Origin of the sequence: Halorubrum miltondacostae (assembly GCF_041379815.1) — an archaeon.
Lineage (GTDB): Archaea > Halobacteriota > Halobacteria > Halobacteriales > Haloferacaceae > Halorubrum > Halorubrum miltondacostae.
Window position 1 is genome coordinate 48,502 of record NZ_JBEDNY010000004.1, and the last position, 15,137, is coordinate 63,638.

Sequence of the window (15,137 nt, forward strand, 5' to 3'; positions counted from 1 at the left end):
CGGTCGCCCGGCGTGGAGTAAGGGGACGGCGGCGCGACCGACTCAGACGAGGCTCGCGCCGTCGAAGTCCGTGCGGCCGTAGTCGACGTCGAGGAGCCGGAGGAGCGTGGGCGCGACGTCGAGGAGGTCGGCGTCCTCGACCGTCGCGTCCGGGTGGTCGATGAACAGCGCGGCGTCGTCGAAGGCGTGCATCCCGGTCCGGGGGCCGTCGGCGTCGAACACGCCGTCGTGGGGGCGGAACCCGGACTTGAGGTCGAACCCGTCGTTGGGGAGGACGACGAGGTCAGGGGCGATGGCGGCGTGGTCGCCGCGGAACACCGTTTCGCGGTCAACGACGCGGTCGGCGACCAGGTTCCCGTGGGGGCCGGTCCACGACTCCAGCGCCTCGCGTAGCTCCGCGCGCGTCTCCTCGTACTCGTCTTCGGGGACGACACCGTTCGGCTCGCGCCCCTCGACATTGAGGTAGAAGCGGCCCGGCACGAGCGAGTAGGCGCGGGTCTCATCGTCGACGTCAGCGAGCGCGTCGTGGTCGTCGTCCTCGTAGGAGAGCCACCCCTCGCGCTCGAGCCACTCGTTACAGTAGACGTCGTGGCGCAGCCGCCTGAACCCGTGTGTGGAGCCGACGACGAGCGTGACGTCGCTCGGGAGCGACTCGCGGATCGACCCGATGTGCTCGTCGAGGGCGGCGTGGAACGAAAGCAGCTCCTCGCGGTACGGCCCGCCGTCCTCGTAGTCACCCCACAGGAAGTGGTTGACCCGGTCCGGGGCGGTGAACGCCCCGACGAAGAGGTCCCAGTCGTCGCGCTCGACGTACCGCTCGAACGCCGCGGCGCGGGCGTCGAGCGTCTCGCGGGCGTGCTCCAGGAACGCCGTCTTGTCCCCCTTGTGGCCGAGCTTCGCGTTGACCGACAGCCGGTAGTCGCTGTCGGTGAGGTACTCGCGGAGCTCCGCCGGGTGCGCGGCCGCGTCGAGGTCGGGGGAAAGATAGCCCGAGACCATCCGCTGGACGGTCCGCTGCGGCGGAAACGTGACGGGGACGTTCATCACGGTCGCGTCGAGTCCGTCGTCGGTCGCCCGGTCCCAGACGCGGGGGATCTGAACGTCGCGGCCCATCGGCACGTACGTGTCGTAGGAGCCGACCTCGCGGTCCTGGAACCCGTAGACCCCTGTCTCGCCCGGGTTCTTCCCCGTCGTGAGCGTCGGCCAGCACGCGCTCGACTCCGCCGGGACGATGCTGTCGATCCGTCCGCCTTCGCCGTCGTCCGCGATCGCCGACAGCGTCGGGAACGTCTCCGGATTGTCGGCGACGGCCCGGTACGAGAGGCCGTCGATCCCGATGAACGCCACGCGCGGCGTGTCGTTCCCTCGCAGCCGGTCGAAGAGGCCCATACACACCCATCCGCGGTCGTAGGCAAAAGGATTGACATCGGCGGTTGGGGAGTCGGCCGCCGAGAGGCCCGCGGCGTCCGCGGTCCGCCCCCGCGGCTCGCTCGGGAGGATTTTTGTCCGTGACCCGCGGAGGGGTTCGACATGGAGACCCGACGCGCGCTGCTCGTCGACGCGTTCACCGCGGAGCCGCTGGCCGGCAACCCCGCCGGCGTCGTCCCCGACGCGGAGGGGTTGAGCGACGGTCAGCTGGCCGCGGTCGCCGCCGAACTCGGCGCCTCGGAGACGGCGTTCCTGACCGACGGCGACGGCGCGACCGACGACCGGCTCCGCTACTTCTCGCCGACCACGGAGGTCGACCTCTGCGGGCACGCCACGATCGCGACCTACGGGGCCCTGTTCGCCGAGGGCGCGATCGACGGCGGCGAGCGCACGCTCCGCACGAACGTCGGCGACCTCACGGTCGCGGTCGACGACGACGGCACCGTCTGGATGCGGCAGCAGGCCCCGAGCGTCGATGTCGTCGACGTCGACGCCGGTCGGCTCGGCGAGGCGCTCGGCGTCGACCCCGCCGCGCTGCGCGACGTTGGGGCGGACCTCCCCGTCGCGGTCGCGTCGACCGGGCTCCCGTTCCTCGTCGTCCCGGTGAACTTCTTGGAGCGGCTGGGCGAGGCCGACCCGGACGACGACGCCGTCGAGCGCCTCTCGGAGGAGTTCGACGTGGCGGGCGTGTTCGCGTTCACCTTCGACGCGCTCGACGCCGACTCGACGCTCCACGGCCGAGCGTTCGTCCCGTCGCTCGGGATCGCGGAGGACCCGGTCACCGGCACCGCGAGCGGGGCGGTCGGCGGGTACCTCCGGCACGTCGACGCCTTCGACGGTGACGAGCCGGACGAGTTCCGGTTCGAGCAGGGACACTTCCTCGACCGACCGGGGCACGTCCGCGTGCGCGTCAAGGGTGACGGCGTCCGCATCGGCGGCCGCGCGTCGGTCGCGCTCGACGGCGAGATGCGGATTCCCGACGACGAGGACGACGAGATACTCGAGGCGTGAGCCGCGCCGCAGACCGAACGTTTAGGATCGCTCGCGACCTATGAAGAGTATGAAGTTCGACCTCCCACGCGCGGCAGCGATCCTCGTACTGATCGTCGCGATCGGCGCCGGCGGCCTCATCGGCGGCGGCATGATGCCCCTCCAGACGACGCTGATGATGGTCGTCCCGTCGATGCTCGTCTTCGGCGGGCTCGCGTTCGCGATCGGCGTGAAGCACGGCGAGTTCCGCTCGACGCACGCCTGATCGCGGGTCCGCGACGGCGGCGGCCGCGGGCGATTCGGAATCACGACCCTTTTGAAACCCGCCCGCGAACTCGGAGCCGTGCTGCCCGGGTCGCTACTCGTCGAACTGCTGTTGATCCTCGTCGGCGTCGCCCTCCTCTACGCCGGTGCAGAGCTGCTCGTCGCGGGGGCGAGGGACCTCGCGCTCGCCGTGGGGCTGAAGGCGTCGACGGTCGGCGTCACCGTCGTGGCGTTCGCGACGACGGCCCCGGAGCTCTTCGTCTCCCTGCTCGGCGCGGTCACCGTGTCGACCGACATCGGGCTCGGCGCGATCGTGGGCTCGAACATCGCGAACATCGGCCTCGTGTTGGGGGTGTCGGCGCTGATCCGCCCGCTCGACGTCTCAGATACGGTATTCCGCCGGGACGTCCCGTTCATGGTGCTGGCCCCGCTGCTGTTGGTCGGCCTCGGCTGGGACGGACGGATCGGGCTCGTCGATGGCGTCGTGCTGCTCGGGACGCTCGTCGTGTTCACCGTCGCGGTGCTTCGACGCGTTCAGGAGAACCAGTCGGCGATCACCGACAGCGAGCGGGACGAGATGCCCGACGCGAAGGGTCGCGACGTCGCGATCGTCGTCGCCGGGATCGCGGCGCTCGTCCTCGGCTCGCGCTGGCTGATCGACGGGAGCGAGTCCCTGCTGGCGGCCGCCGGCTTCTCGGACATCTTCATCGGACTCACCGTGCTGGCGCTCGGCACGTCGCTGCCGGAGCTCGCGGCCAGCGTCGTGGCCGCGGTCCGGGGTGAGGCGGAGTTCAGCGTCGGCAACGTCGTCGGCTCGAACATCTACAACATTCTCGCCGTCATCGGCATCGTCGCCGTGGTGACGCCCATCGGCGTCGCCCCGAGCGTCCGCGGCTTCGAGTTCCCCGCGCTGCTCGCGTTCACGGCCGTCGTCGTCGGCATCATGGGGTACAGCGAGCGGATCACCCGCGTCGACGGCGCGGTCCTCACCGTCGGTTACGGGGTCTTCGTCTACCTGTTGCTCCCGTAGCGCGGAGGGCGGAACCGAGTCGACGCGACCCGACGGCGTCGGTTCGGCGATCGGAACCGACGGGTATTCGGCCGCGGGCGGCCGAGCCCGTGGTGTGATAGCGATCGTCGTCAGCCGGGCCGACAGCGCCTCGGCGCACATCGGCGAGCGGCTGCTGGAGGTCGGCGACTGGGAGGCGCGCGAGGACGAGTCGCGCCCGGACGCCGACGGGGGCGGAACGTACTACCGGACCGCGGGCTTCGAGCTCCGCGAGTTCGACGAGCTCCACATCCGCCTGTCGGACCCGGCCGCCGCGTTCGACTGCGCCCCCGCTTTCCTCGCGTTCGTCTCGAGGCACTCGGGGGAGACAGGCGAGCTCCTGACCGCGCACGTCACCGGGAACTTCGGCGAGGCGAAGTACGGGGGCGACCCCGAGTCGCTGGCGCGGGCCGCGCCGGGCGCGGAGAAGCGCGTCGTCGAGGCGCTCGCGCGACACGCGCCCGAGGGGTACGAGGTCGGTATCGAGTGTACGCACCACGGGCCGACGGACGTCTCCGTCCCGTCGCTGTTCGTCGAACTCGGCTCCGACGAGCCGCAGTGGGCGGACCCCGAGGCGGCCGCGGCGGTGGCGCGGGCAGTCCTCGACCTCCGCGGGACCGGAGCGAACCTCGTCGATAAGGGCGTCGACGACGCCGCGACCGAGGCGCGTCCCCGCCACGTCGTCGGCTTCGGCGGCGCCCACTACGCGCCGCGGTTCACCCGGATCGTCCGCAAGACCGAGTGGGCGGTGGGCCACGTCGGCGCGGACTGGGCGCTCGCCGACCTCGGCGCGCCCGCGGCGAACCGCGACGTGATCGACGCCGCCTTCGACCGGAGCCGCGCCAACCGGGCCGTGATCGACGGCGACCGCCCGGAACTCGCCGCGGTCGTCGAGGAGCTCGGCTACCGGGTGGTGAGCGAGACGTGGGTGCGCGAGGTCGGCGACGCGCCGCTCCCGCTCGTGGAGCGGTTGGAGGCGGCGATCGGTCCGGTCGACGGGGGGCTCCGGTTCGGCGCGGTCGTCGACGAGGTCTCCGAGACGGCGGTGGCCGAGGCAGACGACGCCGTCGGCCCCGAGGCGGCGGTCCGCCTCCGCGACCTCCCGGCGGAGCTGCTCGCCCGGGCGCAGGGGCTCGACGCCGACGCCGCGCGGGAGGCGGTCGAGCGGGTCGCCGTCGCGTTCGACACGGAGCAGGGCGGGACCCGCGCCGCCGGCCGCGTCGCGTTCGCTGCCGACCCGAAGGCGCCGGGGTACGGCGACCTCGTCGAGGGGTTGGCCGGCGTGCTGGAGGCGGGCTACGACGACGTCGAGGTGGCGCCCGAGCGGAATGCGGTCGTCGCCGACGAGACGGCGTTCGACCCCGGACTGGCGGCCGAGCGGGGCGTTCCGGAGGGGCCGGCGTTCGGGCGGCTCGCGGACGGGGAAGCCGTCGAGGTCGACGGCGAGACCGTCGAGCCGGGTGACGTGTCGCGGACGCGGACGGACCGGTTCCCGATTGACGGGGCCGTACTTGAGTGATTTATAAGCAGTGTCGACGCCGACGAAACCCGGTGTGATAGCCGTACACTCGGTGATCGGCCGCGAACGCCGGCGATTTCGGCGTCCGACCTGCGTCAGACGATCGGGCAAAAATAAATACGTCCGGGTCGCAACGACACGACATAATGGACTCTATCGTTGAGGACGCCATCGACGAAGCCGAAGAGGCCCCCGCAGAGGACGCCGGGGGAGCCGGCGAGAGCGCCGCCGGAGGGAGCGCCGGCGCGCCGCCGCAGACCGGGACGATGACCGACGACGAGCTACAGGACGTCCTCCAAGACCTCCAGACGAACATCACGGTCGTCGGCTGCGGGGGCGCCGGCGGCAACACGGTCAACCGGATGACAGAGGAAGGGATCCACGGGGCGAAGCTGGTCGCGGCCAACACCGACGTCCAGCACCTCGTCAACATCGAGGCCGACACGAAGATCCTCATGGGCCAACAGAAGACCCAAGGGCGCGGCGCGGGCTCGCTCCCGCAGGTGGGCGAGGAGGCCGCCATCGAGTCCCAAGAGGAGATCCAAGACGCCATCGACGGCTCCGACATGGTGTTCGTCACCGCCGGGCTCGGCGGGGGCACCGGGACCGGCTCCGCGCCGGTCGTCGCGAAGGCGGCCCGCGAGTCGGGGGCGCTGACGATCGCGATCGTCACGACGCCGTTCACGGCGGAGGGCGAGGTCCGACGGACGAACGCCGAGGCCGGCCTAGAGCGGCTCCGCGACGTGAGCGACACGGTCATCGTCGTCCCCAACGACCGCCTGCTCGACGCGGTCGGGAAGCTCCCCGTTCGGCAGGCGTTCAAGGTGTCCGACGAGGTACTGATGCGCTCGGTGAAAGGGATCACGGAGCTCATCACGATGCCCGGGCTGGTCAACCTCGACTTCGCCGACGTCCGCACGGTGATGGAGAAGGGCGGCGTCGCGATGATCGGGCTCGGCGAGTCCGACTCCGACTCGAAGGCGCAAGACTCCGTGAAGTCCGCGCTGCGCTCGCCGCTGCTCGACGTCGACATCTCCGGTGCGAACTCCGCGCTGGTGAACGTCACCGGCGGTACCGACATGTCTATCGAGGAGGCGGAGGGCGTCGTCGAGGAGATATACGACCGGATCGACCCCGACGCGCGGATCATCTGGGGGACCTCCGTCGACGACGAGCTCGAAGGGGAAATGCGCACGATGATCGTCGTGACCGGCGTCGAGTCGCCGCAGATCTACGGGAGCAACGGCGAGCCGCCGGAGGGCGGGGCCACGCCGAACGACGTCGAGGACATCGACTACGTGGAGTAAGCGGCCGCAGACGCGCCGTCGGCCGCCGATCCCGCGGGCGGCGACGCGCGCCGCGTCGTTCCGGGGGCGCATCAAAAGGTAAAAACCGTCTCGTCTCGAATCCGCTGGTAACATGGACGTTCCGTACGATCTCAACAGCTACATTCGGGTGCTGAAGCTGGCGAGCACGCCGAGCACCGACGAGTTCCTCCAGGTGTCGAAGATCGCCGGCGCGGGTATCCTGCTCATCGGGTTCATCGGGTTCCTGATTTTCGCGATCATGAGCCTGCTCCCGGGGGTCGGCGCGTAATGCCGATCTACTCGGTCAAGACGACGGCGAGCCAGGAGCGCACCGTCGCCGACATGCTCGCCGAGAAGGAGGCGCCAGAGATCCAGGCCGTCATCGCCCCCGACCAGCTCACCAGCTACGTGATGGTAGAGGCGACCGACGGGACCGCGTTCGGGCGCATCCTCGACGAGATCCCGCACGCCCGCGGCGTCATCCAGGGCGGCGACGGGCCCGCCGAGAGCCCCTTCTCCGAGGTCGAGCACTTCCTCTCGCCGACCCCGGACGTGGAGGGGATCGGCGAGGGCGACATCGTCGAGCTGATCGCCGGCCCGTTCAAGGGCGAGAAGGCGCGCGTCCAACGCATCGACGAGGGGAAAGACCAGGTGACCGTCGAGCTGTACGAGGCGACCGTCCCGATCCCGGTGACGGTCCGCGGCGACCAGATCCGCGTCCTCGACAGCGAGGAACGGTAGGGACTCCCACCGGTCGATCAGCGCGGCGGGCGGTCGAACCCGTCCCGGCCTGGCGATCTGACGCCGGCGTCGCACGCAACGACAAGGGCTTTATTCGACGACGACCGACCTCACGGATATGTTCGGCCACGGCGCGCCGGCGGTGTTGAGCGTGATCCCCGACACGTTCACGTTCGCGTGGATCGTGGCAATCCTCTTCGCGACGGCGTGGCTGCTCGACAGCCGCGGGCTGGCCGCGGGGCGCACGCTCGCGGCGGCGACGTGGGCGCTGTTCGGGCTTTTCTGGCTGTCGACGGTGCCGTATTTCGCGCTCGAACACCAGAGCTACGTCGAGTCGATCCTCGCCCTCGTCGGATTCCCGGCGAGCGTGTACGCCGGCTATCTCCTCTACGACGGCCGAGCGTCGTTGTTCACCCTCACCCGGGCGATCGCGTTCATGCTGTTCATCTACCTCCCGTTCGAGACGATCCCAGCCTTCACCTTCGCCGGCGTCGCGGTCCCGGAACCCCGTCGAATCCTCATCGAAGTCGTCGCGTCGCAGACAGGGGCGCTGATCGATCTCCTCGGGTACGCGCCCGAGGCGGTGACGAGCAGCGAGGGATACCAGGCGGCGTACTCGTGGACTCTCGACGACGGCCACACCGTCGTCATCCACATCGTGTTGGCGTGTACGGGGCTTGGGAGCATGGCCATCTTCGGCGGGCTCGTCGCCGCCGTCGAGGCGCCGCTCTCCCGGAAGCTCCGCGCGCTCGCAGTGTCGCTCCCGCTCATCTACGTGCTGAACATCCTGCGGACGACGTTCATCTCGGTGGTGGCGGGCAACCAGTACATGCACTGGTACCCGGACCTGGTGTTGACGATGTTCGGCGCCACCGACCCGTATCGGGTCTCGTTCCTCATCTCCGACCGCATCATGAGCCAGCTGCTGGCGGTGGTGGCGCTCATCGCGATCACCTTCCTCGCGGTCCGGGAGCTGCCCGAGCTGGCCGTCATCTTGGAGGACGTCCTCTACCTCATAACCGGCGAGGAACACGACCTGACGGAGGCGCTCGACCTCCCGCGCGAACCGACGAACCGGTAGCGTCGGCGTCGCGTCCCCGATTCATCGCGGGAATATATACCGATATATAGCAAACTATAGACGTGACGGTCGGGTACGGATGACTATGATTTCGAGGGCGCGGGACGAGCCGCCGGTCTCCGGCCGTGAGGTGCGGTTGCGCGGGGGTGAACGGCGGTGTTAGGCGGTGTCGACCCGTTCGTCTACCTCGAGACGAACGTCGCAAAGCTCGTGTTGGCGACCGCGCTCGGGATGTTCCTCGGGTTAGAGCGGGAGTGGTCACAGAAGTCCGCGGGGATCCGGACGTTCGCGCTCGTCAGCCTCGCAGCCGCGGTGTTCTCGCTGCTCGGCGAGTCTGGGCTGCTCGTCGTCGGCGGGGTGCTGGTGGTCGCCAGCGCGGTGCTGCTCGCGGTCCGAAGCTTCGTGGAGCCTGAGGTCGACGGGCTCTCGCTGACGACGTCGGCGTCCATGCTCGTCGCGTACGGGGTCGGCGTGCTCGTCGCCGAGGGGCTGTTCATCGAGTCGGTGACGGTGGCCGTCCTCTCGTCGCTGCTGCTCGTGTTGAAGCGGGAGCTCCACCAGTTCGCGTGGGGCCTCTCGCGGGAGGAGGTCCGCAGTGCGGTGGAGTTCACCATCCTCGCGTTCGTCGTCTTCCCCCTGCTGCCCGCGGAGACGGTCGATCCGTGGAATGCGGTCCAGCCCCGGCTCGTCTGGTCGCTCGTGGTCGCGGTCAGCGCCATCGGCTTCGTCAACTACGTGCTGGTGAAGCGGTATCAGGGCCGCGGCTACGCGGTCACGGGCTTCTTCGGCGGACTCGTCAACTCGACGGCGGTCGTCGCCGAGATGGCCGACCGCGCGAAGGGGCGGGCAGATCTCGGGGAGATCGCGGTGGGGTCGATCCTGCTCGCGAACGCCGCCATGGCCCTCCGGAACGCCGCCGTCGTGGCGGTCTTCGTCCCCGAGGCGGCGCTCGTCGTCGGCGCGCCGCTCGGCGCGATCACCGTCGCGGGGATCGGGATCGCGGTGTGGCGCAGCGACTGGCGGACGACGATGGAGGCGGAGCTCACCTCGCCGTTCAGCCTCCGGAACGCGCTCACCTTCGGCGCGCTCTTCCTGGTCGTGTTGCTCGTCTCCGCGGTCGCCGAGCGGGCGTTCGGCGCGGGCGGGTTCGTCGCCACCGCCTTCCTCGCGGGGCTGGTGTCGTCGGGGACCGCAACCACCACGGCGATCTCGCTGCTCGGGACCGGACAGATCGGCGTCGACACCGCGGTGGCGGGCGTGGTCGCCGGGACGGCCGCCAGCATCCTCGTGAAGACCGCGTTCGCGGCGAGCATCGCGCGGGAGCTGGTCCGGCCGGTGTTCCTCTGGAACCTCCTGTTGATCGCCGTCGGCGCGGCAGTCGGGCTCCCGCTGTTGCTAGCGTAAACGGCGTCGGCCGCGGCGCGCCGCCGGGCCGGCCGGGTCGCGTCAGGAGATGTGTTCCGCGATGTCCGTCGACGACATCATCCCGACGTAGTCGCCGTCGACGACCGGGAGGTGTTTCACGCCGTACATCGTCATCATGGCGGCGACCTCCTCCAGCATGAGGTCGGGCGTCACCGTTTCGACGTCCTGGGTCATCACGTCGCGGACCGTCGTCGCCTCCGGGTCGCGCCCCTCGGCGACCGCGGCGACGACGTCGCTCTGCGTGACGATACAGCCGCCGCCCGTCGTCACGACGAGCGCGCTGATGTTCTCGTCCCGCATCCGCCGGGCGGCGTTCCGGATCGGGGCGTCCCCGCCGATCGTCTCCAGCGGCGTCGACATCACGTCCGCGACGCGGGTCCTGTCGTCGAGATCCATGCCCCGGAGTGTGTTATCGTATGGCATTACTCTTCCGGAACGCACAACGGGCGGAGCGGACCAGTCGTCTGGCCGGAAGGATCGGGCGGACCGGCGGGCGCCGGAGACGTGTCACCCGACCCGCGAGAGGTACGCCGTGAGGTCGGTCGTCGACACCATCCCGACAGGTCTCCCGTCGCCGTCGGTCACGGGGAGGTGGGTGTACCCGTGGGCGGTCGGCTCGGCCAACTCCGCGACCGTGTCGTCGCGGCCGACGGTGACGACGTCGGTCGTCATGAACGCCTCGACCGCCGTCCGGTCTTTCGGATCGTTGTCGCGGACGAGGGCGACGAAGTCCGTGGCGGTGATCAGTCCGGCCAGCGTTCCGTCGGGCTCGACGACGAGGATCGAGCCGACGCCGGTGTCGCGCATCCGCTTCGCCGCGTCGGCCGCGTCGGCCCCTCGTTCGATGGTTGTCAGGTCGGTCGACATGAGTCGCTCCACAGGCACGTCTTCCATGGCGCGTGGTAACGCGGAGCGAGATAATCAAGCGTACGGTCGGTTCGGGGCCGCCCCTCCCGCGACCGTGGGCGCTTCACTCGTCGACGAGCGACTCGGGAGCGCCGGCGAGGCCGACGAGGGCGTCCGCCTCGACGTGGTGGAGGTCGCCGGGGATCACGAGCAGGTGGAGCGGGTCGCCGAACTCGCGGTCGGCGAGCGCGCTCAGCCGGTCGGCCGCGACGACGGCGTCGGGCGAGCCGGCGCGGGCGACGACGACCGCGAGCTCGTCGCGCCAGCCCTCGGCGAGTAGGTCCGCGGCGACGTCCGCCGTCATGTACTCCTCGTGGTCGGGGTCCGGCCCGGTCGGGCCCGTCCCCACCTTGATGTCGAGGTAGACGACGGTGTGGAGCCCGCGCTCCCGGTTCGCCTCGATCGTCTCGACCACGCTCGCGGGGACGCCGTCGCCGCCGTGCGCGTACGGGAACGGGAGCGTCGTCGCCTTACCGAACCGGTAGTTCTGGAGGCCGGTCAGGCTCGACGCCGCCGACTGGGCGGTCACGCCGTGGATCACCCGCGTGTCGATCCCGCGCTCCTCGGCGCGGAGACGGAGGTCGGTGTGGGTGGTTGAGATCATCGTGTCGCCGGCCGTGAGGAACGCGGCGTCGCCGGACTCGGCCGCCGCGAGTATCGGCTCCGGGTCCCGCTCGACGCCGGCGCGGTCGCGCACCTCGACGTTGACGCCGTGGTGCGTCTCGAGGTCGGCGACGTCGGCGCCGACCAGTCGGCTGGTGTAGAACTCCGCGAAGACGCGGTCGGCCTCGCGGAGCGCCTCGCGCCCCTCGACGGTGACGGAGCGCTCGTCGTAGAGGCCGAGTCCGATGAACGTGAGCATGCGGGTGCTCGGCGGGCGGCGGAGTAAAAGGGCGCGGAACCTCGGGCCGACGGTGTGGGAATGTTTGGCACCCTAATAGACCTTCATGATTGTCCCTTGGGATTCCATAGCAAGCCCTAAGAGGGAACCAGCATAACTTCCGGCCACGAGGCCCACTCGGGCTCACATACCACTATGACTGACGACGAACTCATCTGGCGGATATCGGGGGGATCCGGTGACGGGATCGCTTCGACCAGCCAGAACTTCGCGAAGGCCTTGATGCGATCGGGGCTCAACGTCTTCACGCATCGCCACTACCCGTCGCGGATCCGCGGCGGTCACACCTACACCGAGGTCCGCGCGTCGGCGGGCCCCGTCGAATCCCGCGGCGACGGCTACAACTTCCTGCTCGCGCTCGGCGACTCGTTCGCCCGCAACCCGCAGGAGGAAGCCGTCTACGGGAACGAGGAGATCAAACCGCTCTCGGAGAACTTAGACGAGCTCCGCGAAGGCGGCGTCATCGTCTACGACGAGGGGCTGCTCGACGCCTCGGAGATCCCGAACTTCGAGGAGCGTGCCGAGGAGAACGACTGGCACGTATACCCCCTCGACCTCCGCGGGCTCGCCCGCGACATGGGTCGCGAGGTCATGCGCAACACAGCCGGCGTCGGCGCGACCTGCGCGCTGACCGGCATGGAACTCGACCACGTCGAGGACCTGATGCGCGACGCGATGCCGGAGAAGATCCTCGACCCGAACCTCGAGATCCTCGAGACCGCCTACGAGCAGGTCCAAGAGGAGTACGACGTCGACGCACCCGACGTCTCCGTCCCGACGGGCGAACACGACGAGACCCAGCTGCTCATGTCCGGGTCGGACGCCATCGCCTACGGGGCCATCGACGAGGGGTGCCGGTTCATCTCCGGCTACCCGATGACCCCGTGGACCGAGGTGTTCACTATCATGTCGCAGAACCTGCCCAAGCTCGGCGGGATCTCCGAGCAGGTGGAAGACGAGATCGCCGCGGCCGCGCTCGCGGTCGGGGCCTCGCACGCCGGCGTCAAAGCGATGTCCGGCTCCTCCGGCGGCGGGTTCGCGCTGATGTCCGAGCCGCTCGGGCTCGCCGAGATGACGGAGACGCCCGTCGTCCTCGTCGAGGCCATGCGCGCCGGCCCCTCGACCGGGATGCCGACGAAGCCGGAGCAGTCCGACCTCGAACACGTCCTCTACACGTCCCAGGGTGACTCCCAGCGCGTCGTGCTGGCCCCGGGCACCGTCGAGGAGGCGTACGAGCAGTCGCGGCTCGCCTTCCGGCTCGCCTACGAGTACCAGATCCCGACGATCCTGCTGTACGACCAGAAGCTCGGCGGCGAGCTGAAGAACGTCCCGAAGGACCACTTCGACCGCGAGCCGAACCCGGCGCTCGGGAAGACGCTCTCGGAGGACGCGCTGTCCGAGCAGCCGCACAGCGGGGACGGGAAGTTCCACCGCTTCCAGCACGACGTCGACGACGGCGTCTCGCCGCGGTCGATCCCCGGCCAGAAGGGCGGGCGCTTCCTCGCGACGGGCAACGAGCACGACCCGACCGGCCACATCAGCGAGTCCCCGGAGAACCGGGTCGCGCAGATCGACCGGCGGGCCGAGAAGCTGGCCGCGATCCGCGAGGACCTCGACACGGAGGACACGGGGTCGTACGCCGGCCCCGAGGACGCCGAGTACGGCATCCTCACGTTCGGCAGCCAACAGGGAACCGTCGAGGAGGCGGTCGGTCGCCTCAACGACGCCGGCGTCTCGGTGAAGTCGTACGGCGTCTCCGACATGCTGCCGTTCCCGACCGAGCAGGTTGAGGCGTTCGTCGAGAGCGTCGACGAGGTCCTCGTCGTCGAGATGACGGCGTCCGGACAGTTCCGCGGGCTCGTCCAGAAGAACCTCGGCCGCTACGGCGAGCGGCTGTCGAGCCTGCTGAAGTACAACGGGAACCCGTTCGAGCCGGCGGAGGTCGTCGACGGGTTCGAGGCCGCGATCATCGAGGGCGACGGCGACGCGTCCGGCCACCAGACCACCTTCGTCCCAGCCGCAGGTGACTAACCAATGAGCACGTTTTCAGCGATCGGAGAGGAGCGAGAGATCGACCGCGACGAGTACACCCCCGGCGTGGAGCCGCAGCCGACCTGGTGTCCTGGCTGCGGTGACTTCAGCGTCCTGAAGGCGCTCAAGCAGGCGCTTCCGGAAGTCGGGCGCACGCCCGAGGAGACCCTGCTGTGTACCGGGATCGGCTGTTCGGGCAAGCTGAACAGCTACCTCGACACGTACGGGTTCCACACGATCCACGGGCGCTCGCTGCCCGTGGCCCGCGCCGCGAAGCTGGCGAACCCCGACCTCGAAGTGATCGCCGCCGGCGGCGACGGCGACGGCTACGGGATCGGTGGCAACCACTTCATCCACACGGCCCGGGAGAACCACGACATGACGTACATCGTCTTCAACAACGAGATCTTCGGGCTCACGAAGGGGCAGACCTCCCCGACCAGCCCGAAGGGCCACAAGTCGAAGACGCAGCCCTCCGGCAGCGCCAAGGAGCCGATCAAGCCGCTCTCGATGTCGCTCAACGCCGGGGCCTCGTACGTCGCCCGCACCGCCGCGGTGAACCCGAACCAGGCGAAGGAGATCATCACCGAGGCGATCGAACACGACGGGTTCGCGCACGTCGACTTCCTCACCCAGTGTCCGACCTGGAACAAGGACGCGCGTCAGTACGTCCCGTACATCGACGTCAACGACTCCGACGACTACGAGTTCGACAAAACGGATCGCGTCGAGGCCGCGGAGATGATGCGCGAGACCGAGGAGTCGCTGTACGAGGGCGAGGTCCTCACCGGCCGCTTCTACGTCGACGAGGAGCGCCCGTCGTACGGCCAGGAGAAGCAGATGATCGGCGAAATGCCCGAGGAGCCGCTCGCCGAGCGCTACTGGGACGACGACTACGAGTGGGAGCGCTCCCACGACATGTTCCTCGACAAGCACGCCTGAGCGGGCCCGGCGGCCGTTCACGGCACAGTCGGTTCGTTTTTTTGATTCGCAAGGTATTTTTTCGTTGGTGACAAACAGACTCATATGAGTACCGTATCGACGGAGGAACGGATTCTCTCTGTGTTAGAAGAGGACGCACAGGCGTCCTGCGGGGAGATCGCCGAACGGGCCGACGTCTCGAAGCCGACGGTGCGGAAGTACATCGACCGCCTCGAGGAGCGGGGCGTGATCGTCGGCTACTCGGCGGAGGTCGACCCGAAGAAGCTCTCGTCGCAGTCGATCGCCATGGTGGGGATGGACGTCGACTCCGGCCAGTACGTGGAGGCCACTCGGGAGCTGAAGTCGCTCGACGAGGTCCAGGCGCTGTACACCTCCTCCGGCGACCACATGCTGATGGCCGAAGTCCGTGCCGGCGACGGCGACGAGCTCGGCGACGTCATCTCCGAACAGCTGCTCGGCGTCGACGGCGTCACCGCGGCTCACCCCTCGTTCCTCCAAGAGCGGCTGAAGTAATCGGCGCGCGGAAGTTCTCCTTTTCGACCGTCGTGTCCGCG

16 protein-coding genes are annotated in these 15,137 nt (G+C 69.5%); 12 read left to right on the forward strand and 4 right to left on the reverse strand.

The window, feature by feature from the left end:
• Nucleotides 1-42: 42 nt before the first annotated feature.
• Nucleotides 43-1,389: an alkaline phosphatase family protein gene (locus ABNG04_RS12360; RefSeq protein WP_371162722.1), complete on the reverse strand. Its 1,347-nt coding sequence runs from the start codon at nucleotides 1,387-1,389 to the stop codon at nucleotides 43-45.
• Between the two features lie 141 nt (nucleotides 1,390-1,530).
• On the opposite strand from ABNG04_RS12360, the gene ABNG04_RS12365 reads away from it, so the two are divergent.
• The 9 genes from ABNG04_RS12365 (at nucleotide 1,531) to ABNG04_RS12405 (ending at nucleotide 9,782) form a co-directional block, all read left to right on the forward strand.
• Nucleotides 1,531-2,439 carry a PhzF family protein gene (locus ABNG04_RS12365; protein WP_371162723.1) on the forward strand — a complete coding sequence of 303 codons (909 nt, stop codon included), beginning with the start codon at nucleotides 1,531-1,533 and terminating at the stop codon, nucleotides 2,437-2,439.
• A gap of 49 nt (nucleotides 2,440-2,488) precedes the next feature.
• The gene (locus ABNG04_RS12370; RefSeq protein ID WP_297886933.1) at nucleotides 2,489-2,683 is read left to right on the forward strand and encodes a DUF7333 family protein; all 195 of its coding nucleotides are present in this window, start codon (nucleotides 2,489-2,491) and stop codon (nucleotides 2,681-2,683) included.
• 78 nt (nucleotides 2,684-2,761) lie between these two features.
• Nucleotides 2,762-3,712 (forward strand): calcium/sodium antiporter, encoded by a 951-nt coding sequence (locus ABNG04_RS12375; RefSeq protein WP_371162724.1) that lies wholly within the window; start codon nucleotides 2,762-2,764, stop codon nucleotides 3,710-3,712.
• Between the two features lie 94 nt (nucleotides 3,713-3,806).
• A complete protein-coding gene (locus ABNG04_RS12380; protein ID WP_371162725.1) occupies nucleotides 3,807-5,249 on the forward strand; it encodes a D-aminoacyl-tRNA deacylase in 1,443 nt (480 codons plus the stop codon).
• Between the two features lie 146 nt (nucleotides 5,250-5,395).
• Complete coding sequence (ftsZ, locus tag ABNG04_RS12385) at nucleotides 5,396-6,556, forward strand: cell division protein FtsZ (protein ID WP_371162726.1); 1,161 nt, start codon at nucleotides 5,396-5,398, stop codon at nucleotides 6,554-6,556.
• Nucleotides 6,557-6,668: 112 nt separating this feature from the next.
• Nucleotides 6,669-6,845, forward strand: coding sequence for a protein translocase SEC61 complex subunit gamma (locus ABNG04_RS12390; RefSeq protein ID WP_017342689.1), 177 nt, complete (start codon nucleotides 6,669-6,671; stop codon nucleotides 6,843-6,845).
• Nucleotides 6,845-7,297, forward strand: a complete 453-nt coding sequence (locus ABNG04_RS12395; RefSeq protein ID WP_017342688.1) for a transcription elongation factor Spt5 — start codon at nucleotides 6,845-6,847, stop codon at nucleotides 7,295-7,297. Before ABNG04_RS12390 ends, ABNG04_RS12395 begins: the two co-directional genes overlap by 1 nt.
• Before the next feature lie 118 nt (nucleotides 7,298-7,415).
• Nucleotides 7,416-8,378 carry an archaeosortase A gene (gene artA / locus ABNG04_RS12400; protein WP_371162727.1) on the forward strand — a complete coding sequence of 321 codons (963 nt, stop codon included), beginning with the start codon at nucleotides 7,416-7,418 and terminating at the stop codon, nucleotides 8,376-8,378.
• A 156-nt stretch (nucleotides 8,379-8,534) separates the two neighbouring features.
• Nucleotides 8,535-9,782: an MgtC/SapB family protein gene (locus ABNG04_RS12405; RefSeq protein ID WP_371162728.1), complete on the forward strand. Its 1,248-nt coding sequence runs from the start codon at nucleotides 8,535-8,537 to the stop codon at nucleotides 9,780-9,782.
• 42 nt (nucleotides 9,783-9,824) lie between these two features.
• Here the strand turns inward: ABNG04_RS12405 and ABNG04_RS12410 are convergent, their stop codons facing one another.
• From ABNG04_RS12410 to dph5, 3 genes are all read right to left on the reverse strand, one after another.
• Nucleotides 9,825-10,199 (reverse strand): CBS domain-containing protein, encoded by a 375-nt coding sequence (locus tag ABNG04_RS12410; protein WP_371162729.1) that lies wholly within the window; start codon nucleotides 10,197-10,199, stop codon nucleotides 9,825-9,827.
• 111 nt (nucleotides 10,200-10,310) lie between these two features.
• Nucleotides 10,311-10,697, reverse strand: coding sequence for a CBS domain-containing protein (locus ABNG04_RS12415; RefSeq protein ID WP_371162730.1), 387 nt, complete (start codon nucleotides 10,695-10,697; stop codon nucleotides 10,311-10,313).
• Nucleotides 10,698-10,773: 76 nt separating this feature from the next.
• Nucleotides 10,774-11,571, reverse strand: a complete 798-nt coding sequence (dph5, locus tag ABNG04_RS12420) for a diphthine synthase (RefSeq protein ID WP_371162731.1) — start codon at nucleotides 11,569-11,571, stop codon at nucleotides 10,774-10,776.
• A 174-nt stretch (nucleotides 11,572-11,745) separates the two neighbouring features.
• Between dph5 and ABNG04_RS12425 the strand changes: the two genes are divergently transcribed.
• The 3 genes from ABNG04_RS12425 to lrpA1 all read left to right on the forward strand — a co-directional run bounded on the left by ABNG04_RS12425 (nucleotide 11,746) and on the right by lrpA1 (nucleotide 15,096).
• Nucleotides 11,746-13,641, forward strand: a complete 1,896-nt coding sequence (locus ABNG04_RS12425) for a 2-oxoacid:acceptor oxidoreductase subunit alpha (protein WP_371162732.1) — start codon at nucleotides 11,746-11,748, stop codon at nucleotides 13,639-13,641.
• Nucleotides 13,642-13,644: 3 nt separating this feature from the next.
• Nucleotides 13,645-14,583, forward strand: coding sequence for a thiamine pyrophosphate-dependent enzyme (locus ABNG04_RS12430; protein ID WP_371162733.1), 939 nt, complete (start codon nucleotides 13,645-13,647; stop codon nucleotides 14,581-14,583).
• 84 nt (nucleotides 14,584-14,667) lie between these two features.
• Nucleotides 14,668-15,096 (forward strand): HTH-type transcriptional regulator LrpA1, encoded by a 429-nt coding sequence (gene lrpA1, locus ABNG04_RS12435; protein WP_297886905.1) that lies wholly within the window; start codon nucleotides 14,668-14,670, stop codon nucleotides 15,094-15,096.
• Nucleotides 15,097-15,137: the final 41 nt, after the last annotated feature.

What these genes read in the sequence shown, in the direction of transcription:
- ftsZ (WP_371162726.1), top strand. Translation starts at nt 5,396, where the DNA reads ATGGACTCTATCGTTGAGGACGCCATCGACGAAGCCGAAGAGGCCCCC.
- ABNG04_RS12415 (WP_371162730.1), bottom strand. Translation starts at nt 10,697, where the DNA reads ATGGAAGACGTGCCTGTGGAGCGACTCATGTCGACCGACCTGACAACC.
- ABNG04_RS12390 (WP_017342689.1), top strand. Translation starts at nt 6,669, where the DNA reads ATGGACGTTCCGTACGATCTCAACAGCTACATTCGGGTGCTGAAGCTG.
- artA (WP_371162727.1), top strand. Translation starts at nt 7,416, where the DNA reads ATGTTCGGCCACGGCGCGCCGGCGGTGTTGAGCGTGATCCCCGACACG.
- ABNG04_RS12365 (WP_371162723.1), top strand. Translation starts at nt 1,531, where the DNA reads ATGGAGACCCGACGCGCGCTGCTCGTCGACGCGTTCACCGCGGAGCCG.
- dph5 (WP_371162731.1), bottom strand. Translation starts at nt 11,571, where the DNA reads ATGCTCACGTTCATCGGACTCGGCCTCTACGACGAGCGCTCCGTCACC.
- ABNG04_RS12430 (WP_371162733.1), top strand. Translation starts at nt 13,645, where the DNA reads ATGAGCACGTTTTCAGCGATCGGAGAGGAGCGAGAGATCGACCGCGAC.
- ABNG04_RS12425 (WP_371162732.1), top strand. Translation starts at nt 11,746, where the DNA reads ATGACTGACGACGAACTCATCTGGCGGATATCGGGGGGATCCGGTGAC.
- lrpA1 (WP_297886905.1), top strand. Translation starts at nt 14,668, where the DNA reads ATGAGTACCGTATCGACGGAGGAACGGATTCTCTCTGTGTTAGAAGAG.
- ABNG04_RS12360 (WP_371162722.1), bottom strand. Translation starts at nt 1,389, where the DNA reads ATGGGCCTCTTCGACCGGCTGCGAGGGAACGACACGCCGCGCGTGGCG.
- ABNG04_RS12370 (WP_297886933.1), top strand. Translation starts at nt 2,489, where the DNA reads ATGAAGTTCGACCTCCCACGCGCGGCAGCGATCCTCGTACTGATCGTC.
- ABNG04_RS12395 (WP_017342688.1), top strand. Translation starts at nt 6,845, where the DNA reads ATGCCGATCTACTCGGTCAAGACGACGGCGAGCCAGGAGCGCACCGTC.
- ABNG04_RS12410 (WP_371162729.1), bottom strand. Translation starts at nt 10,199, where the DNA reads ATGGATCTCGACGACAGGACCCGCGTCGCGGACGTGATGTCGACGCCG.